The sequence below is a fragment of the Bifidobacterium sp. ESL0784 genome (assembly GCF_029433295.1).
In the GTDB taxonomy this organism is placed as follows: domain Bacteria; phylum Actinomycetota; class Actinomycetes; order Actinomycetales; family Bifidobacteriaceae; genus Bifidobacterium.
The window spans coordinates 463891-484640 of sequence record NZ_JAQTHV010000003.1 but is presented as its reverse complement, the minus strand read 5'-3'; the positions used below and the strand labels follow the sequence as shown (position 1 = coordinate 484640).

The 20750-nt window shown below is 56.7% G+C and carries 19 protein-coding genes; 18 read left to right on the top strand and 1 reads right to left on the bottom strand.

Annotation, left to right across the window (positions count from 1 at the left end; all coding sequences use genetic code 11):
- Positions 1-60 precede the first annotated feature (60 nt).
- Positions 61-438: a thiamine-binding protein gene (locus PT279_RS06480; protein WP_277166563.1), complete on the bottom strand. Its 378-nt coding sequence runs from the start codon at positions 436-438 to the stop codon at positions 61-63.
- A 153-nt stretch (positions 439-591) separates the two neighbouring features.
- On the opposite strand from PT279_RS06480, the gene PT279_RS06475 reads away from it, so the two are divergent.
- The 18 genes from PT279_RS06475 (at position 592) to pgmB (ending at position 20539) form a co-directional block, all read left to right on the top strand.
- Positions 592-2112, top strand: a complete 1521-nt coding sequence (locus PT279_RS06475) for a glycine--tRNA ligase (RefSeq protein ID WP_277166562.1) — start codon at positions 592-594, stop codon at positions 2110-2112.
- A 577-nt stretch (positions 2113-2689) separates the two neighbouring features.
- A complete protein-coding gene (dusB, locus tag PT279_RS06470) occupies positions 2690-3904 on the top strand; it encodes a tRNA dihydrouridine synthase DusB (protein WP_277166629.1) in 1215 nt (404 codons plus the stop codon).
- 104 nt (positions 3905-4008) lie between these two features.
- Positions 4009-5205: a cell division protein FtsZ gene (ftsZ, locus tag PT279_RS06465; RefSeq protein ID WP_277166561.1), complete on the top strand. Its 1197-nt coding sequence runs from the start codon at positions 4009-4011 to the stop codon at positions 5203-5205.
- 21 nt (positions 5206-5226) lie between these two features.
- Positions 5227-5715, top strand: a complete 489-nt coding sequence (locus PT279_RS06460; protein WP_277166560.1) for a cell division protein SepF — start codon at positions 5227-5229, stop codon at positions 5713-5715.
- A gap of 6 nt (positions 5716-5721) precedes the next feature.
- Complete coding sequence (locus PT279_RS06455) at positions 5722-6000, top strand: YggT family protein (RefSeq protein ID WP_277166559.1); 279 nt, start codon at positions 5722-5724, stop codon at positions 5998-6000.
- A 51-nt stretch (positions 6001-6051) separates the two neighbouring features.
- On the top strand, positions 6052-6378 hold the full coding sequence (locus PT279_RS06450; RefSeq protein ID WP_277166558.1) for a DivIVA domain-containing protein: 327 nt from the start codon (positions 6052-6054) through the stop codon (positions 6376-6378).
- A gap of 117 nt (positions 6379-6495) precedes the next feature.
- Entirely contained in the window at positions 6496-7770 is a 1275-nt protein-coding gene (locus PT279_RS06445) for a DivIVA domain-containing protein (RefSeq protein WP_277166557.1), read from the top strand.
- Between the two features lie 13 nt (positions 7771-7783).
- Positions 7784-8350: a signal peptidase II gene (locus PT279_RS06440; RefSeq protein ID WP_277166556.1), complete on the top strand. Its 567-nt coding sequence runs from the start codon at positions 7784-7786 to the stop codon at positions 8348-8350.
- Positions 8347-9273, top strand: coding sequence for an RluA family pseudouridine synthase (locus tag PT279_RS06435; RefSeq protein ID WP_277166555.1), 927 nt, complete (start codon positions 8347-8349; stop codon positions 9271-9273). The genes PT279_RS06440 and PT279_RS06435 overlap by 4 nt, the downstream gene beginning before the upstream one ends.
- 80 nt (positions 9274-9353) lie before the next feature.
- Positions 9354-12926: a DNA polymerase III subunit alpha gene (dnaE, locus tag PT279_RS06430; protein ID WP_277166554.1), complete on the top strand. Its 3573-nt coding sequence runs from the start codon at positions 9354-9356 to the stop codon at positions 12924-12926.
- A gap of 202 nt (positions 12927-13128) precedes the next feature.
- A complete protein-coding gene (gene hisD, locus PT279_RS06425; RefSeq protein WP_277166553.1) occupies positions 13129-14526 on the top strand; it encodes a histidinol dehydrogenase in 1398 nt (465 codons plus the stop codon).
- An 81-nt stretch (positions 14527-14607) separates the two neighbouring features.
- Positions 14608-15006 (top strand): GNAT family N-acetyltransferase, encoded by a 399-nt coding sequence (locus PT279_RS06420; protein ID WP_277166552.1) that lies wholly within the window; start codon positions 14608-14610, stop codon positions 15004-15006.
- A gap of 76 nt (positions 15007-15082) precedes the next feature.
- Entirely contained in the window at positions 15083-16246 is a 1164-nt protein-coding gene (locus PT279_RS06415) for a histidinol-phosphate transaminase (RefSeq protein ID WP_277166551.1), read from the top strand.
- A 237-nt stretch (positions 16247-16483) separates the two neighbouring features.
- Positions 16484-17086, top strand: coding sequence for an imidazoleglycerol-phosphate dehydratase HisB (hisB, locus tag PT279_RS06410; RefSeq protein WP_277166550.1), 603 nt, complete (start codon positions 16484-16486; stop codon positions 17084-17086).
- A complete protein-coding gene (locus tag PT279_RS06405; RefSeq protein ID WP_277166549.1) occupies positions 17086-17973 on the top strand; it encodes a hypothetical protein in 888 nt (295 codons plus the stop codon). The genes hisB and PT279_RS06405 overlap by 1 nt, the downstream gene beginning before the upstream one ends.
- 150 nt (positions 17974-18123) lie before the next feature.
- Positions 18124-18822, top strand: a complete 699-nt coding sequence (gene hisH / locus PT279_RS06400) for an imidazole glycerol phosphate synthase subunit HisH (protein ID WP_277166548.1) — start codon at positions 18124-18126, stop codon at positions 18820-18822.
- A gap of 115 nt (positions 18823-18937) precedes the next feature.
- A complete protein-coding gene (gene priA, locus PT279_RS06395) occupies positions 18938-19666 on the top strand; it encodes a bifunctional 1-(5-phosphoribosyl)-5-((5-phosphoribosylamino)methylideneamino)imidazole-4-carboxamide isomerase/phosphoribosylanthranilate isomerase PriA (RefSeq protein ID WP_277166547.1) in 729 nt (242 codons plus the stop codon).
- A 216-nt stretch (positions 19667-19882) separates the two neighbouring features.
- Entirely contained in the window at positions 19883-20539 is a 657-nt protein-coding gene (pgmB, locus tag PT279_RS06390) for a beta-phosphoglucomutase (RefSeq protein WP_277166546.1), read from the top strand.
- The last annotated feature ends 211 nt before the right edge of the window (positions 20540-20750 follow it).

The window sequence follows — 20750 nt, the reverse complement described above, 5'->3', positions numbered from 1 at the left end:
ACTAAGTAAACACTATGCTTATTATTTGAAATAAATGTCTATTTCGTTGGAAACTGGCGTTTATTTCGTTTGACCTAGAATCTCGTCAACAAGCTGTTTCTTTTCTTTGATTTGACCAGAAAAACCGGGACGTATGTCAAGTTTAAGTGTGACCTCGGTTCGAAATCCTTGACTTGACAGCACCATCGTCGCGTCCCGTACGGTCTTGAGCACGTCGTCAAGATCGCCCTCGATATTCGTGAACATCGCGTTGGTTTCGTTGGGCAGTCCCGATTCGCGGATGACATTGACGGATTGTGCGACGTATTCGCTTAGTTCCGAGCCGGTACCGCTGGGCGCGATGGCCACGGCGGCGACGGTGTTGATATAGGGCTTGCCGGTTTTCGGGTCGGTGGGAATGGCTTGTTTTACGGCGTTGCGGTCAATGTTCTCACTCATAATGGTCTCCTTAATAACTGATTGCATGCTACCTTCAAGGCTTAGCATTGCCGGTCGTCGCGTTTGCACAGTGTGTCAGGCTATGTCGGTAAAGTGGACACACAAGTACATGTGGTGAAATGGCTGATTAAAGCCGAAAACGGAAGGTGTGTTGTGGCTCAATCCAAACTTGATGAAGTCGTATCGCTGGCCAAGCGTCGTGGTTTCGTGTTCCCTGCGGGGGAGATCTACGGCGGCACACGTTCCGCATGGGATTACGGTCCCCTTGGCGTCGCTTTGAAGGACAATATCAAGCGCGAATGGTGGCGTTCGATGGTGGTCACCCGCGGCGACGTCGTCGGTGTCGACACCTCGATCATTCTTCCTTCTGCGGTCTGGGAAGCTTCTGGCCATGTCAAGGTCTTCAACGACCCGCTGATCGAATGCCTCAACTGCCACAAGCGCCAGCGCGCGGACAAGCTCGAAGAATCCTATGCCGAGAAACATGGCGACAAGATGCCCGAGAACGGTCTCAAGGATATCGTCTGCCCCGATTGCGGCACCCGCGGTGAGTGGACCGAACCGCGTGACTTCAACATGATGCTGCGCACCCACCTCGGACCGGTGGACGACGAGAATTCGCTGCACTATCTGCGTCCGGAGACCGCCCAGGGCATCTTCGTGGACTTCAAGAACGTCATGACTTCCTCGCGTTCCAAACCGCCGTTCGGCATCGCCAATATGGGCAAGTCGTTCCGCAACGAGATCACCCCCGGCAACTTCATCTTCCGCACCCGCGAATTCGAGCAGATGGAGATGGAGTTCTTCGTCGAGCCTGGCACCGATGAGGAATGGCACCAGTACTGGATCGACACCCGCACCCGCTGGTACACCGACCTGGGCATCAACCCGGAGAACCTGCGTCATTACGAGCATCCCAAGGAGAAGCTCGCGCACTATTCCAAGCGCACCGTCGACATCGAATACAAGTTCGGCTTCAAGGGCTCCGACTGGGGCGAGCTCGAAGGCGTGGCCAACCGCACCGATTTCGACCTTTCCGCGCATCAGGAGCATTCCGGCGAGGATCTGGCCTTCTTCGACCAGGCCAGCGGCAAGAAGTACATTCCCTACGTCATCGAGCCGGCCGCGGGCCTGACCCGTTCGCTCATGGCCTTCCTCGTGGACGCCTATGCTGTTGATGAGGCGCCGAACACCAAGGGCGGCGTCGATCGCCGTACCGTGCTGCGTCTCGACCCGAGGCTTTCGCCGGTCAAGGCCGCCGTCTTCCCGCTGAGCAAGAAGGCGCCACTGCAGGGCATCGCCCACGACTTGGCCGCCGAACTGCGCCAGCATGACTGGATGATTGACTACGACGAGGCCGGAGCCATCGGTCGCCGCTATCGTCGTCAGGATGAGATCGGTACCCCGCTTTGCATCACGGTCGACTTCGACACCGCCGACGACCACGCTGTCACCATCCGTGAACGCGACTCGATGAAGCAGGAGCGCGTCGACCTCGACAACGTGGCCAAGTATGTCGCCGACCGCATTTCAGAGAAGCGGGTGCGTTACCCCGAAGGCCCGGCCTCCATCGTCGGTACCACCGCAGCCGATGGCGCCGTGGACTTCGCCAAGGAGTCCGGCGTCGATGAGTCCGCCCCGGTCAAGGTCGCAGAGGCCGGCGGTCTCTACTGAGTCGCTCTGAAGACTGGTTAATAAAAAGCTGTGCACAAGCTTTAACTGGCGTTGCTGGGTGTCGGGATATACAATGTCTAGATACCTTCCAGGCCGGTAGGCCAAGCTTTATGTCTAGCCATCGCATATCCCGACGCCCAGCACTCAACGGAATCTAACTGTTTGTATTTGGATTTAAAGTAGGCATCTGCAGTTGTTTAGAGTTAAGCGGCTGAGTTTCAAAACGTGTTGAGTGGTGGGCCGGGGATATGCGATGCTTGACCGTAAAGACTTGGCCGCGAAATCGTAGATTTCGCCTTCGCGCTCGAGAATCGCGCTCACCTCGCCTACAATCAGTCCACTGGACTGATTGCTTAACGGCGAGGCCCAGAGCGTGTCGGACATTGTATGCCCCAGCCCCAAGCACGCCAGTCGAAGTATTGTTTTTACGAACATTAAATAAACGACGAATATTGAGTAAATAAAAAATAGGTGATACGTGAAGGATTTTAAGGAATGGCTGAGCAAAGTGGATTATTCGGAGGCTCGGCAGCGGTTTGATGATGGCTGGGATGAGGTGCTCAAGGGGCTGCCCGGGTTGGATTCAAGCGAAACCAGTGCGCAGGATGGCGAATATGAAGCCGCGGATGATGGCAAGCCGTTGCCGAAGATCGCGCCCGTCGACTTGGGACCATTGCATATCGAGACTCCGGTGGTGCTCTCTCCGATGGCGGGCGTGACCAACTGGCCGTTCCGTTCGATTTGCCGTGTGTATGGTCCCGATGGGCTGTATGTCGCCGAAATGATTACTGCGAGAGCACTCGTCGCCCGCAATCCCAAAGCGTTCCGCCTCTGCCGTTTCGCACCCACCGAGAAGATTCGTTCACTGCAGCTCTACGGCGTCGATCCCAATATCACCGCGCAGGCTGCGCAGATGGTGGTTCATGGCAATCTAGCCGATCACGTTGATCTGAACTTCGGCTGTCCGGTGCCCAAAGTAACCCGTCGTGGCGGCGGTTCTGCGATGCCATGGAAAACGGATTTGTTCCGCGAGCTCATTCATCGCGTGGTCGAGGTGTGCAGCGATGCCAATATTCCTGTAACTGCCAAAATTCGCGTCGGCATCGACGCTGATCACACCACCTTCCTCGATGCGGCCCGTATCGCTGAAGACGAAGGCTGTGCCGCCGTAACGCTTCACGCGCGTACAACCGCAGAATATTATGGTGGCCACTCCGACTGGAGCCGCATTGCTGAACTCGTTGAAGCCGTGGATATCCCTGTCTTCGGCAACGGCGACATCTGGGGAGCCGAGGATGCACTGGAAATGGTGCGCGAAACCGGTTGCGCCGGCGTCGCCATCGGCCGCGGATGCCAAGGCAGGCCATGGATCTTCTCCGACATCAAGCACGCCTTCGCCGGCTCCGACGAACGCTTCAGCCCGACGCTGGGCGGTGTTTTCCAGATCATCATGGCACACGGTCAACTGTTGCTGCGCTTCTATGACGGCGATGAGACCATGGCCGTACACGATTTGCGCAAGCACGTCGCCTGGTACCTCAAGGGGTTCCCGGTCGGTGGCACAACCCGACGTGAATTCATGGAATCCGAAACGTTGGATGATGTCAAAAAGGTAATGGACAAACTTGACCCGTCCATCACATACCCGGAACGCATCGCCGACAAACCTCGTGGCCGTGTTCGCTACGCGAAAAAGGTTCACGTCCCTTACGGTTGGTTCGATTCGCGCACCACTACCCATGAGGAGCGCGAGCAGCTTTTCGGTGATGACCCCATGGATGCCAGCTACTAATTTAAAAAAATCCAAAAAATCTGTGGTACACCCCGGGAAATAGTCTTAATTTAGGCGTGTTCTGCGATAGAGTAATAGGCATAACCGTGAAGTGACAGGAGACTATGGTGAGCGAGATTGCCCAGAATGACAATTTCAACGATAAAACAAGCATCAAGGTGGTCGGTGTCGGTGGTGCCGGTGGTAACGCCGTCAATCGCATGATTGCCGAAGGCTTGCAAAACGTTGAATTTGTAGCGATTAATACCGACGCGAAAGATTTGCTCCGCAGCGACGCAGATGTCAAGATTTCCCTGAGCGATCACTCCAGCCGTGGGCTCGGAGCCGGGGCTGACCCCGAAAAAGGCGCCAAAGCCGCGCAGGATCACCAGTCGGATATCGAAGAGGCCCTCAAGGGCGCCGATATGGTCTTCGTCACCTGCGGCGAAGGTGGCGGCACCGGAACCGGTGCAAGCCCGATCGTGGCTCGTGCGGCCCACCAGCAGGGTGCGCTGACAATAGCTGTCGTCACTCGTCCGTTCGCCTTCGAGGGTCCACAGCGTGCTGCCTCCGCAAAACTTGGTATCGAGAACCTGCGCAAGGAAGTCGATGCGCTCATTGTCATCCCCAACGATCGTCTCCTTGAGCTTTCCGACAAGACCATCGGCATCGTAGATGCTTTCAAGACCGCGGATACCGCGCTTCTGGCCGGCGTACAGGGCATCACCGACCTGATCACGATGAACTCCTACATCCACGTCGACTTCTCAGATGTCACCGCGATTCTTCGTGGCGCGGGCACGGCCCTCTTCGGCATCGGCTCGGCACGCGGCGAGGACCGCGCCACCCAGGCCGCCGAAATCGCCATCAGCTCGCCGTTGCTCGAAGAGAGTATCGAGGGCGCCCACGGTGCTCTCATCAACATCGCCGGTCCTACCGACCTGAAGCTGCAGGAAGCCAGCGACGCCACCGAACTGGTTCGCAAGGCCATCCATCCGGAAGCCCAGATTATTTGGGGTCTCGCGCTCGACGATGCTTATGGCGACGAGGTCCGTGTCACCGTCATCGCGGCAGGTTTCGACGCCGAAGGCAAGAAGGACGCCGAGAACCTCGACGAGGGTTCAGATACGGCGTCGCGCAACGCCAGTTCGTCGGCGGAAACCTATGTGTCCGAACCGCAGACCCCGCTGGTCCGTCATATGCCCGATCTGGACACCCCGACCGTTTCGCACACTCCGGAGAACGAATCGTATGACGATCCCGATGAATCGTCTTCGCCCGATGATCCCGGCGATCTCGATATCCCCGATTTCCTGCGCTAAAGAGAAGACGAAAGGATTGTTATGGCTGGATATATGAAAAAGGCGATGTCATATCTTGGAATGTCCGATGTCGTCGACGACGATGACGACGAAACGATGGAAGCCGAAGATGCCGCACCCTCCGATTTCGATTCGGACAGCACTGTGACACCGATCACCCCGCATACGGCTTCGGTTACCCAAAGTCAGGACAGCTCTTCGTCTTCGCGCGCAGCCAAGCCTTTCCCGGCAGGCCGTATCAACCGTATCACCACGATTCATCCCAAATCCTATGACGAGGCACAGAAGGTCGGTCGTGCCATTCGCGACGGCATTCCGGTGGTCTTGAATCTGACCGGTGTCTCCGAAGCTGTCGCCTACCGCATCGTCGACTTTTCCGCAGGCGTGGTCTTCGGTGTCCGCGGTTCGCTTGAGCGTGTCACGCCCAGGGTCTTCCTGCTGAGCCCTGCTCAGGTCAACATCAAGGTGGATCAGTCATCTTCCGACGAATCCGAAGACGGCCTGTTCTGAGGTTTTATGCTGTATACCATCCTTTACCTGATCAAGTGGCTTATCAGCATTTATGAGACGGTGCTCTTTATCAGAGTACTGATTGACTGGGTGCTCGTGCTGATTCCGCGCTGGCGTCCGGGCCCCGTGATTGGTGCGATTATCAATGTCTTCTATGTTTTGACTGAGCCACCGTTGCGCTGGTTGCGCCGGTTCATTCCCGTCATCCGTATGGGCAATGGCGGATTGGACTTCACACCGGTGGTGTTGTGGTTCATTCTGGCTGTGGTGGCGTTCATCATTTAGTTTTCAATTTTCGGGGCAGAATTCCGCTTCCTCATGGAGAAAGGCCATATTATGGTGTTGCTGACGGCACAACAAGTAAGCAATAAGGCGTTCCAAGTAGTGCGTTTTAAGGAAGGCTATGATGTCGGGGAAGTCGATGATTTCCTCGATCAGGTCGCTGACACTCTGACCGCGCAGCAACAGCGGATTTCGTATCTTGAGGGCCAGCTTGGTGCGGGTGCTTCTTCCGCTGGCCCGGTCTCCGGTATGGGGGCTGGCGCGCAGGGCTTCGTACCGGACGTCTCATCGTCTTCGTCGTATTTTTCTTCGATCGATTCGGAATCCACACCGGGCAATGACAGGTTCTCGTCCTCGCAACAGGTTTCATGGGAACAATAAACATAAAATAAGTATCTTGGAGAAAATGTGAGACCTTCGGGTACACTGCTTGGTGTAAGATTTGTTCAAGAGTCAAAAAATCAGAGGCATTATGCCCAAAGTGAGGTGTAAAAGTTTATGGCACTGTTAACGCCGAAAGATATCAGGGAACATGCCTTCCAAACCGTACGTTTTAAAGAAGGGTACGATGTCGAAGAGGTCGATGACTTCCTCGATCAGGTAACCGAGACCGTCGAAGCTCTCGGCAAGCAGGCTATGGCCAATGGCAACGGTCAGTCGACGCAGTCGCTGGGTCCGGATGTCAGCAAGCTCAATTCCAAGATTTCTGATTTGACCAGCCAGGTCCAGACCTTGAGCCGCGAAAACCAAACCCTGAAGACGGCGGCCAGCCAACAGCAGAATGCCACCAATCAGTCTGCTACCGCAAGTGTGGATGCCTCAAAGCTCGCCGAAGCCGAAGAAAGCAACAGGGCCCTGGCTGAGCAGAACAAGCAGTTGAAGGATCAGGTAGATCGCTTGAACTCCCAGATCGATCAGCTCACCGCTCAGGCAGCGCAGGCCGCCGGCAAGAAGGATATCGACAACCAGCTTGTCGCCGTCCAGCATGAGCGCGACGAATTCCGCAACGGCAACGAGAAGCTCACCCGTGAACTGGAACAGGCCAAGAAGCAGCTCTCCAATGCCAGCGAGCAGAGCCAGAAGCTGCAGGATCTTTCCCGTCAGCTTGAGGAATCCAAGCAACGCGAGAATCAGTTGCGCGCCCAGGTCTCCAAGATTGAGCCGAGTACCGAGACCGGCAGCCTGCAGAAGATCGCAGGAGCTGCTGCTGGAGCCAATAGCGAGCCCGAGCGTGCGACCGCCATGCTGACGCTTGCCATGCAGCTGCACGACCAGTACGTCGACAAGGGCAAGGCGAAGGCCAAGGAAATTACCGACGCCAGCCAGGCCAAGTACCAGGAACTGGTCAACAAAGCCAACGACTATTCGACCCGCACACGCAATGAATCCGACGAGTATGCCAAGCAGACCCGTGGCAAGGCTGAGGAATATTCCAAGCAGACCCGCTCCGAAGCGGATGCATATGCACAGAAGACCCGTACAGCCGCTGATGATTATTCCACGCAGAAGCATTCTACGGCCGATACCTACGAGTCCGAAGTTCAGCGTCGCGCCGCCGAGTACGACCAGAAGACCCGTTCGGCTGCTGAGACCTATGCCCAGCAGGTGCGTGACAACCTCGCATCGCAGTCCAAGGTCATCGAGGACAATATCCAGAGCCTGAAGCAGTTCGAGACCGAGTACCGCACTCGTCTCACTGAGTTCTTGGGCCAGCTTGTCTCCCAGGTCAGCGATACGAACACGTACAACAAGATGGAAGAGTCCAAGGACTGATTCGGCCATCGATATGAAGAATGTATCACCCAAACGGCCGCGCAATCGTGTGGCCGTTTTCGTTATCGTAGCCGTGGTGGCGCTGTTGGCCGATCGACTCACCAAAGTGTGGGCGCAGGGCGCGCTGAGCGATGGCAAAACCATCATCGTCATTCCGAAGCTGCTGGGGCTGACGCTGGTCCGTAATCCCGGGGCGTCGCTGGGAATGGGTTCGTCAGTCACCTGGCTGATTTCATGTCTGGCTTTCGTGGCCTGTGTGGCGTTGGTGTATCTGGCCCTGACCACGGTTTCGCTTTGGTGGACGGCGGCGTTGACGTTGGCATTTGCCGGAGCTTTCGGCAATCTTATCGACCGCGTCGTTTTCGCCGACGGTTTCCTTAATGGTAAAGTGGTCGATTTTCTCAACTATGGCTGGTCTGTTGGCAATGTGGCCGATATCGAGCTGGGAATCGCCGCGGTCCTTATTATCGTTTTGCTGTTGACCAGCGTTTCGTTCAGTGCAAAAGATATGAACAATACCGAAGACACCGATGTGGAGCCGTCGTATAGCGTCGAGGATAGGGGAGAGAACAGCCGATGAGCCGACTGGTACCTGCCCCGGATGCTTTGATCGGCAAGAGATTTGACGTTGCCGTAGCGAAGATGCTTGGCGTCTCGCGTTCCAAAGCCGTCGAACTTATTGAGGCCGGCGAGGTATCTGTATTACAGCACCAAATTTCAAAATCGGGAACACTGGCCAGCGGCGATACGGTTGAATTCGATATCGTTGAGCCCGATCCTGAGCCGGAACCGCTGGCGGAAGACATGACCGTCGTCTACGAGGACGAAGATATCGTCGTGGTCGACAAGCCTGTCGGCGTCGCTGCGCATGCTTCGGCCGGGTGGACGGGGCCGACGGTCTTGGGCAGTCTTTTGGCCCGCGGAGTACATATCACATCTATGGGAGCTCCCGGCAGACAGGGTATCGTCAGCAGACTCGACGTCGGTACCAGCGGATTGATGCTGGTATGCAAATCCGACTTGGCCTATCGAGAGATGCGCCGTCAATTTGCCCATCACGAAGTGACCAAAATCTATCATGCACTTGCGCAGGGCAACCTGACCCACGACAAGGCGACCATCGAAGCGCCCATCGGCCGTGCCAAAGTCTCGGATTTCCGCTTCACCGTCACTCCTCTTGGCAAAAAGGCGATTACGCATTGGGATGTGCTTGAGCGGTTCAGCGAAGCGACACTCGTAAGCGTCAATCTCGAAACCGGCCGCACCCACCAGATCCGTGTACATTTTTCGTCCATCGGCCATCCGCTGGTAGGCGACTCGATGTATGGCGCCAATCCCGTGTTGGCTGATCGCTTGGGCCTGACTCGCCAATGGCTGCACGCGATGCGCTTGGAATTCAAGCATCCCCGCACCCACGTCCGCACTGTGGTAGAGTCCCGTTATCCCGCCGATTTGCAGCATGCGTTGGACGTCGTGCGCGAAGACAAACAAGAAAAAGAATAGAATTTTTTGATCAAAACATATACCCGAAAATGATTCGCTGAAGGCTTTTCGAGTCTGACCGGCTCGGTATCGTGGAGAGCATGGCTAATTCCGGGAATTTCGTTCAGTTGCATAACCATACCCATTACTCGCTGCTTGACGGCGCATCCAAGATTCCCGATCTGATCAACCGCGCCAAAGAGCTTGAAATGCCGGCTGTCGGTATTACAGACCACGGCAATATGCACGGTGCCTATGAGATGTGGAGCAATGCCGTAAGCGCTGGTATCAAGCCGATTATCGGCATCGAAGCGTACGTCACTCCTGAGACCTCCAGGACCGACAAAACCCGTGTACACTGGGGCACCGAAGCCCAACGTAGCGACGATGTCTCCGGCGGTGGTTTCATCACCCATATGACCCTTTGGGCCGAAAACGACGAGGGCCTGGTCAATCTGATGAAGGCTTCGTCGGTGGCCAATCTGGAAGGCCGAGTCGGCAAGTGGCCGCGTATGGATTACGAGGTACTGGAAAGGTACCACAAAGGCGTTATCGGCACCTCCGGCTGCCCATCCGGCATCATCCAGACCCGCTTGCGTCTGGGGCAGTACAAAGAGGCCTTGCGTGCCGCCCACCAGCTGCAGGACATCTTCGGTAAGGATAATTTCTATATCGAACTGATGGACCATAATCTCGAGATTGAAAAGAGGGTCTCCAAGGACCTGCTCAAGATTGCCAAAGACCTCGGTGCCCCTATCATTGCCACCAACGATTCCCACTACGTCCACGAGGCAGATCGTGGCTCCCAGGACGCGATGCTCTGCATCAATTCCGGCTCTCATCTCGACGATCCGAACCGCTTCAAATTCGACGGTTCCGGCTACTACATCAAGTCCGCCGAGGAGATGCGTGAGCTCTTCAAGGATTTGCCCGAAGCTTGCGACAACACGCTGGAAGTGGCGGAACGCTGCAACGTGATGTTCGATGACCACGAGGATGGCGCCTTCATGCCGCTGTTCGACTGCCCGGACGGCTGGGACGAGACCTCGCTGTTCCTGCACGATGTGCAGAAGGGCCTTGAGAAACGTTATGAAGGCAACGTACCGGACGACGTGCGTAAACAGGCCGACTACGAGTGCGGCGTGATCTGCCAGATGCAGTTCTGCGGCTACTTCCTCGTCGTCGCCGACTACATCAACTGGGCCAAGACCCACGGCGTGATGGTCGGCCCGGGGCGTGGCTCCGCGGCAGGATCGATGGTGGCCTACGCCATGGGCATCACCGAACTCGATCCGCTGGAACACGGCCTGATCTTCGAACGGTTCCTCAACCCGGAACGCGTCTCCCTGCCTGATATCGATATCGATTTCGATCCTGAAGGCCGCCAGAAGGTGCTCGACTACGTCGCCGACAAATATGGGCATGACAAGGTGGCGCAGTGCGTCATCTACGGCACCATCAAAACCAAGCAGGCTCTCAAGGATTCCGCGCGCATCATGGGCTACGAGTTCTCCGTTGGCGACCGCATCGTAAAGGCCTTGCCGCCGAGCAAGAACGGCAAGGACGCGAGCTTGAAGGAGATGTTCGACCCGACCTCCAAGAAATACGCCGAAGCACGCGAGTTTCGTGAGCTTTACGACTCCGATCCGGACGCCAAACGCATCACCGACCAGGCCAAGGGCATCGAAGGCCTGATCCGCCAGACCGGTGTGCATGCCTGCGCCACCATCATGTCGGCCACGCCGATCACCGACACCTCTCCGCTTTTGGAACGCACCGACGGCACGGTGACCACGACCTTCGAATATCATACGTGCGAAACGCTGGGACTGGTCAAGAACGACTTCCTCGGCCTCTCCAACTTGACGGTCATCCGCGACACCTTGAAAAACATCGAGCTCAACGGCAAAGAGCCTATCGACTACACGAAGATTCCGCTGGATGACAAGGAGACTTACCAGCTTTTGACACGAGGCGACACCCTCGGCGTCTTCCAGCTCGATGGCGACGGGATGCGGGCACTCCTCAAAAGCCTCAAACCCGATAACTTCAACGATATCTCCGCACTTATCGCCCTCTACCGTCCGGGCCCCATGGATGTCGACTCGCACAACAACTATGCCAAGCGCAAGAACGGTTTGCAGCCCATCACCCCAATCAACGACGAGGTGGCCGAGGCGCTGGCCCCGGTGCTCGACGAAACATACGGTCTCATCGTCTATCAGGAACAGGTGCAGTCCGCCGCGCGAATCCTGGCCGGTTATTCGCTGGGACGCGCAGACGTGTTGCGACGAGCGATGGGCAAGAAGAAGCCCGAAGTGCTGGCCAAGGAACAGAAGCCGTTCTTTGAGGGTATGAAGCAGCACGGCTACTCCCAAAAGGCCGCGCAGGACGTCTGGGACATCTTCGTGCCGTTCGCCGGCTATGCGTTCAACAAGGCGCATTCGGCAGCATACGGGCTGATCTCCTACTGGACCGCATACCTGAAGACCCACTATCCGGTGGAATTCATGGCTGCGTTGCTGCAGAACGAACGCAGCAACAAGGACAAGACCGCGCTCTACCTGGGCGAGGCACGCCGCATGGGCATCAAGGTGCTGCCGCCGGACGTCAACGAATCCCGGCTCGAATATGCTCCTGTCGGTGACATCATCCGTTTCGGCCTCGGTGCCATCCGCAACGTCGGCGACAAGGCCGTGCAGGACATCATCGCCGAACGCGAGAGCAAACGCGGCAAGTTCGTCAACTTCATGGACTTCATCCGCCGCGTGCCGTTGAGCGCGCTCAACAAGCGTCTGGTGGAATCGCTGATCAAGGCCGGTGCTTTCGACTCCATCGACCCGAACCGTCGTGCGCTTTTCCAGATCCATGAATCCGCCATCGACTCCGTGGTGAGTCTCAAACGCAAGCAGGCCGAAGGGCAGTTCGACCTCTTCAGCGGCCTCGGGGACGACGATGGCAGTGAAGGCGAAAGCGGCGATGGCGCGATGGGCGACGCGCAGGTCAGCGTTCCCGACATCGAGGAATGGGACAAGAAGACCAAATTGAACTTCGAGCGCGAAATGCTCGGGCTCTACGTCTCCGATCATCCGCTTTCCGGAATGGCCTCCGTGCTCAACAGCTTGCGTGACATGTCCATCGCCCAGCTGGTCAACAGCGCCGCCAATATGGACGACCGGCAGCAGGTCACCATCGCCGGGTTGATTACTTCAGTCGATCGACGTGTTTCCAAGAAAGGCAACCCCTGGGCCATCGTCACCATCGAAGACATGGAAAGCTCCATCCAATGTATGTTCTTCGGGCGCGCCTACACCGGTGCCGCCGACAAGCTGGCCGTCGACGAGGTGGTGCAGATCCGCGGGCAGGTCGAACAGCGCGACGAAACGGTGAGTCTGCGGGCCAACGATATGAATGTGCCGAACCTCGTGGCCGAAGACGAACGGCCCTTGGTACTCACCTTGCCGCAGACCGCTCTCAATCGTCCGCATGTCATGAAGTTGGGGAGGATACTCACGGGCCATCCCGGTGTCTGCGAAGTGAAATTGGCCATCATGGATTCTGACGGCAATGCCAGGGTGTTGACGTTTGGTGATCGTTTTCGTGTAAAGCGCGACACGTCGCTTTTCGCCGAGATCAAAATCCTCTTCGGTCCCAAGTGCCTGCCTGCGTCGTAGATTTTGTTATGGTTGGCCGTGCTTCATTGGACATGCCAATCGTCTCGTTCGAGGGCCTCTTGGCATGCCAAGAGGCCCTCTTGTAGCGGTTTCTGGCATAATATACACGATTTACTGTAATGCAACGAACCAAATGGGCAATCGGTCTCAGAATGTGAGTTGTGTCTCATACTGAGGCCTTGTGCCGAATACGATTGCAGGTATGGAAAATAACACCATGCGAATTATCGATCTGCGCGGAAAGCGCCTCACTCGCGCGCAAATGCTGGAGGCTATGCCTCGTGCCGAAATGGGTACGAACGAAGCCAGCAGCGCTGTGCGCCCTATCCTCGACGATGTCAAGGCCCGTGGAGCTGCGGCCTTGCGTGATTTCGAGGAGAAATTCGATCACATTCGCCCGCACCATCTGCGTGTGCCCGTTGACGCGATGCGCAGTGCGCTCGAAGAGCTGGACCCTGAGGTTCGCGCCGCCATCGAGGAATCGGTGCGTCGTATTCGCAAGGTCTGCGCCTCTCAGGTGCCGAAGGACTTCTACACCGACCTGGCCGAAGGTGCACGCGTCGCCGAACGCTGGATTCCGGTCGAGCGCGTCGGTCTGTATGTGCCCGGCGGCAAGGCGGTCTATCCGACTTCCGTAATCATGAACGCCGTTCCGGCCCAGGTCGCTGGCGTCTCGTCGCTGGCCATCGCCACGCCTCCGAGCGCTGACAACGACGGCTTGCCCAATAAGACCATTCTTGCCACCTGCGCCATCCTGGGCGTAGACGAGGTCTATGCGGTCGGTGGTGCGCAGGCCGTCGCCATGTTCGCTTACGGCGCTAACGGCTCGGAGCCGCAGGACGGCGAAGTGCTCTGCGAACCGGTCGACAAAATTACCGGTCCGGGCAATATCTTCGTGGCCACGGCCAAGAGCATGGTCTCCGGTATCGTCGGCATCGACGCGGTCGCCGGACCCACCGAAATCGCCATTCTTGCGGACAAGACCGCCAACCCGAGCTGGGTCGCGGCCGATCTGATCGGTCAGGCCGAGCATGATGAGCTCGCCGGTTCCGTTCTGATCACCGACAGCGAGGAATTGGCCAAGAAGACCCAGGAGAGCCTTGATTACCGTGTGCCACGCACCATGTCGCACGAGCGCGTCGCCACGTCGCTGACTGGCCGTCAGTCGGGCATCATCCTTACCGACGGGCTCGACCAGTCGGTGGATGCAGCCAACGCCTACGCCGCCGAGCATTTGGAAATCCAGACCGAGAACCCGGACGAGGTTGTGCCGCGCATCAAGAACGCCGGTGCCATCTTCCGTGGCCCGTATTCGCCGGTTCCGTTGGGCGATTACATGTCCGGTTCCAACCACGTGCTGCCCACCGGCGGCACCGCCCGCTTCGCTTGCGGTCTCGGCGTGCACACCTTCATGAAGCCGGTCGAGGTCATCGAATACGACGAGCAGGGCTTGAAGCCGCTGGCCTCGTTGATCAATGCCTTCGCTGTCTCCGAAGACCTGCCTGCCCATGGCGAGTGCGTGCTGAGCCGCTTCGTCGATGATCCGTACGATAAGGCCACGCTCAAGGAACAGGAGCGCAGGGCCGGCCTGCGCAAGTAGGCTATTCGTTTTTGGCCTCGGGGTCGGCGGTCTGAAGCCGCTGGCCCCGAGGCCTTTTGAATTATTGGGAGGGAATCGGATATGATCGTCTATACGCATGAACGGAGCATCACTGTTGAGCAACTTGCTTGCGTGTTCGATCGATCTGGAATACACCGGCCCACCAACGATTTGGCTAGGTTGCAGGAAATGCTCGACAATGCCGATGTTTTATGGACGGCGTGGGAAGGCGAATGTCTTGTCGGCGTGGCACGCGCCCTGACCGATTTCAGCTATGCCTGTTATCTCTCGGATCTGGCAGTCGACAAGGATTATCAGCGTCAGGGCATTGGTTCTGGACTGGTGGACAGACTCCGTCGTCAGCTTGGATCGGATGTTTCGTTGGTGTTGCTGGCCGCGCAAAGTGCGATGGAATACTATCCGAAACTGGGCTTCAATCATATCGACAATGCGTTCTTAATAGCCAGACAGCCTTTTTAGAATTAACAGGATTCATGCCGGATTGCCGTATGATTGCCATAATGGCCGATTAGTATAAAAAGTTAAGAGGAATATCATGACCAATTCGATTCCACAAGATCTGCCGTTGCGCAACGATCTCATCGGCGAAGTGCCGTACGGGGCGCCACAACTCGATGTGCCGGTTTGTCTGAATGTGAACGAGAACCCGTACCAGCCGGTGCCTGCCGTGGTCGATGAGATCGCTGAGGATGTCCGTAAGGTTGCCCCGACCTTGAACCGTTATCCCGACCGCGAGCACACCGAGCTGCGGCAGGCCTTCTCGGACTATCTTGAGCGTGAATCCGGTGTGAAACTCGGCGTCGAGCAGCTGTGGGGCGCCAATGGCAGCAACGAGATCATGCTCCAGCTCTTCCAGGCCTTTGGCGGCCCGGGACGCAAGGCGTTGGGCGCCGATCCGACCTATTCTATGTATCCCGAATATGCGCGTGACACGTTTACCAAATGGATTACGGTGAAGCGCAACGCTGATTTCTCGCTGAATCTTGAGGCTTTGCTGGACGCCATGGAACGTGAGCAGCCATCGATTATTCTGTTGACCAGTCCCAATAATCCTACTGGCACTATCCTGCCGATGGATCAGCTCGAAGCCGTGCTCAAAGCCGCGCAAAACGCCAAGGTCGAGGGAGCCGCAGAAGGTGTGCATCCGGTGGTCGTGGTGGATGAGGCCTATATCGAATTCCGTACTCCTGGCACACCGACGGCGTTGCAATTGCTTGCAAAATACCCGAACCTTGCCGTAAGTCGCACCATGAGCAAGGCTTTCGCTTTTGCAGGCGCTCGTGTGGGTTATCTGGCCGCCGACCATGGCATCGTCGACTGCGTTCGCATCGTGCGCATGCCCTATCATCTTTCTGCCGTCACGCAGGCCACGGCACTCGCAGCATTCAAACACACCGACGAGCAGCTGAGCCAGGTGAAACACCTGCGCGAGATTCGTGAAACCACTGCCGAGTGGCTTAAAACCCAGACTTGGCACGGCAAGCCGCTTCAGGTCGCGGATTCCCAGTCCAACTTTGTCCTCTTCGGCGGTTCGTTTGAAGACCGTGACCGCATTTTCGACGAGCTCCTGAAGCGTGGCGTCCTGATTCGTGTGGTTGGCCCGGACGGCTGGTTGCGTGTTTGCATGGGCACCGACGAGGAGATGGCCCGTTTCCGTGAGGCGTTGACGGAAGTGCTGACAGAACTTGGAAACCAATAACTGTTATTGTGATTCGTAATTTGCAGCATAGAGACGAATCAAGGTCGTTGTTGCGCCATGTTTTGTGTTGTATACGTTGGTCAGTGCGATTTGTATAGCAGGTGCGAATTACGGTTCCGACAATGATAAATCTTTCTTACACATTATTGTAATGCATATGGTTTTCGCTTGACTTTGTAATGAATTATGATGGTAGAAGCTTTGAAATGTGTGCGAACCAGCGATAAAGGAGCGGGTATGGCAAGAACGGCGACAATAGTGCGCGAGACCAGCGAATCCAAAGTCGAACTGAGTCTGAATCTCGACGGCACCGGCAAAACCGACATCGAAACGACGGTGCCTTTCTACAACCATATGATGACCGCGCTCGGCAAGCATTCGCTGATCGACCTCAAAATCCGGGCCAGCGGCGACACCGACATCGATGTGCATCATACCGTCGAGGACACGGCCATCGTCTTCGGTGAGGCGCTGAAGCAAGCACTGGGGGACAAGCGCGGTATCCGTCGGTTCGCCGATGCCACTGTGCCGCTGGACGAGGCGCTCGCTCGTGCGGTGGTCGACATTTCCGGGCGCCCGTATGCGGTGTGCACCGGGGAGCCGGAAGGGTTCGAATACGCCATGATCGGCGGGCATTTCACCGGTTCGTTGGTCCGTCACGTCATGGAATCCATCGCCTTCCACGCCGACCTCTGCCTGCACATGACGGTGCTCGCAGGGCGTGACCCCCACCATATCGCTGAAGCCGAGTTCAAAGCGCTTGCCCGTGCGTTGCGTTTCGCCTGCGAGCCGGACCCTCGTATCGCCGGCATCATCCCCAGCACGAAAGGGGCGCTGTGATGAGCGAACGTCGCGATGATAGCAAAGAGAACGACGACTTTAAGAATTTTAACAACTCAGACGACGCTGATAACGTCAGCGGTTCCGACTCTGCCGATAATTTCGCCAATACGAAAGGTTCCAAGGGTTTTGGCGATTCTGACAACGTCAATGGTTCCGCTGATTCAAACGACGATAACGGCGGCCTGTTCAGCGACGAAGAACTGGAGAAGGCGCTCGCGGGATTCGAGAAGGAATTCGCAGACGATCCCGATGGCAAAAATGTCGGTATGGACGATGACGGCAGAAGCTCTGAAAATCCCGGTATGAATGGCACTGATTCTTCGCTCGACGGTGTCGATGACAGTGCCGAACAATCCGACCGAAGGATTACCGACGAACTCGACAAAATGAACTTCGACGAGGAGCTCGAAGGGCTTATCGGCAACCGTGCCAAGGTCGCCATACTTATCACCAGGCTGATTTCAGCGGATCTGCTAGCTGCGTTCTGCCAGATCGCGGACATTTCCGCCGACTGCGTGGCCGATGAAAACGGAGCCGTGGCCATTCTGCATAACCTGGATGGCGACGCCCCCGAAGGTGCGGCCAAGGACCTTACCGGCGTGGTCAATGGTATGCCTGCGGTGCTGTCGGTCAACCGCGCGGACAAACTCGTCTCAACGCTTTATATGGCCGGTGAACCGGGTCAGCAGTTCGCGCCGCCGATGCTCTTCACCACTGCGCCCAGCTGTGTCGAAGACCTGATGCTTGGCATCACCGATGTCGCCGGACTCAAGGAGCAGGGCGTGCGTGTGGTGGCGACCGCCGATTTCGACCGTAAGAAGGCGTTCGAGGTGATTGCCGACCATACACGTTCGCGTGGGAGCGGTAAGCCGAATATTGAATGAGCGATGATTCGTTCTCATGGGCTGGAAATCTGCCGCCAGGCCGCATTTTAAATTATTCCGTATCGTATGGTGAATGATGGCGACGGTTTGCGGTAATCCGGGCGATACTTAGAAACAACCAGACAAATGTAGGGAAACGGGGAACAGGCAATGACCGCAGTGGTGGTGTTCGATTACGGCTTTGGCAACGTGCGCTCGATGATGCGCGCACTGGCGCATATCGGGCTTGAGCCGACCCTGACCAGCAATCGTCGTCAGGCGCTCGAGGCCGATGGACTGGTGGTGCCCGGTGTAGGTGCTTTCGCCGCATGCATGGACGGGCTCAAGGCGGTCGGTGGCGATCAGGTCATACTCAATCGCCTGTTCGCGGGACGTCCGGTGCTTGGCGTGTGCGTCGGCTTGCAGATCATGTTCAGTCAGGGCACTGAAGGCGGCAAGGTCAGTGACGGCCTGGACGTCATTGATGGCAGCGTCGATCTGCTTGACGCGGATGTCGTCCCACACATGGGCTGGGATACAATCAGTGCTCCCGCCGATTCGGCGATTTTGCATGGACTTGAGAATGAGCGGTTCTATTTCGTCCATTCGTATGCGGCAATGGGTGCTTCCATTCCGGCGAAGCCTGTCACGGGCGCGAGTTTCGTGGCCTCGGGAATAGATGGCTATCATGGCCATGCACAATCTTCCATTGATGATGTCGATACGCAAAAGGTCGGTTTTTGCGATTACGGACGTAGTCATTTCGTGGCGTCCTACGAGCGTGGCCCGCTTTCGGCCACCCAGTTCCACCCCGAAAAATCGGGGGAGGCGGGTGCCCAGTTGCTCAAGAACTGGGCCGCGACGCTGTAACGTAGAGATTCAGCGGTGCGGTAATGCGGGATTCGGGAAATGCGGAGCCTGCAAATGTGCATTCCATGCTGAGCGTTGATAGAAGGAATATGAAACTTCAATTCAAGGAGAAAACATGCTGACATTGCTTCCGGCCGTTGATGTCCGAGGCGGCAAGGCCGTGCGCCTGCGCCAAGGCAAATCAGGCTCCGAAACCGATTATGGCAGCCCGTATGAGGCCGCACAGACTTGGTTCGATGAGGGAGCGACTTGGATTCATTTGGTGGATCTCGACGCTGCGTTCGGCACTGGCGACAATCGCTCGAAACTGCGCGAGATCGGCGAAAAACTCGGCGACAAGGTTCATATCGAGATGAGCGGCGGCATCCGTGACGACGCAAGTCTCGAAGCCGTTTTCGCAGCCGGGGCCGCACGCGTCAATATCGGCACCGCCGCGTTGGAAAACCCGGAGTGGACAGCCAGAATCATCAGGAAATACGGCGACAAGGTGGCCATCAGTCTCGACGTCAAAGGCCACACGTTGGCCGGTCGGGGATGGACCAGCAAAGGCGGCGATCTGTTCGAGACCATGGCCATGCTCGATAAGGCCGGCTGCCAGCGTTACGTGGTCACCGACGTTGCCCATGACGGCATGATGGACGGCCCGAACCTCACGTTGCTGCGTGAGGTCGCCGAACGCACGCCGGCCCATGTCACCGCTTCCGGCGGCATTTCCGGCCTCGATGACATCCGTGCGGTTTCCGAGCTCGAAAATGTCGGTGTGGATGCTGCAATCCTTGGAAAATCCCTTTACGCCCATGCTTTCACCCTCAAAGAGGCGCTCGCGGTTGTAGGACAGAAGTAACGTCGGTCTCTTGAGACAGGCTTACCGGGCGGATTCGTTGGTCAGAGCAGAAAGCCGGTCCGAATATTGCTTCGTAATAGAGTTTGCGCTGCGAGATTGGAACAGATTGGAATACCCCTGTGGTAATTCAGCGCAAATCGATAATGCGAATATTGCGAAATGAGTATTATTCTCTATTGAATATAAACGTAAAAGAGTAAAAGAAAGAAGGAGTCGATGAAGGGTGCGCTTTTTGATTTGGACGGTGTAATTGCCGATACCGCCGTTTATCATTTTCAGGCTTGGCGCAAGTTGGCCAGGGACCATTTCGACCGCGAGCTTCCCGACGAACTTGAGGAAAAGACCAAGGGCGTCAGTCGTGCGGATTCGCTCAAGGTGATTCTGGACTATCTTGGCGTCTCGGTGCCGCAAAAGGAGTTTGACGCCTTGGCCGCCGAAAAGAACGAGGCATACCGTGGGCTTTTGGCGGGGCTTACTTCGGCCGATATCCTCCCGGGCATCCCGGAGCTGATTGGTCAGATGAAGCGGCATGGCATAAAGCTTTCGCTGGCTTCGGCAAGTATGAACGGCCCGTTCATCCTCGAGAAGCTTGGCCTCTCGTATACGTTCGACGCGATTGCCGACCCGAGCAAAGTGGCCGCCGGCAAGCCCGCCCCTGACATTTTCCTGGAAGCGGCTTCCGAGATCGGCGAAAAGCCGGAAGATTGCGTGGGCCTGGAGGATTCCGTCGCCGGAATCACCGCCATCAATACCGCCGGAGCGTTTTCGGTAGGAGTCGGCAGTCCCAACGAGCTCGGCCATGCCAGGCTGCTGGTGCCGAATACCGGTGCGTTGAAGTACGACGATATCGAAAAGGCTTGGGAGCGTCGATAATTTCGTAGAAGAGCCAAAAGGTTGGTTGACAGCAAAGCAGGAACGGTGGAATGTCGTCGATGTGAAATTGTTATCAACCGACTTTTTATTTGATTCGATAATCTCTCGCTAATTTGAAGTCGGAAAGTAATAATCGTTCCTGCAACCTGAAGCGGAAAGTTCCGAAAATATCCCCGCGACTCATGGTTTAACTGGAATGTAATAATGCCGT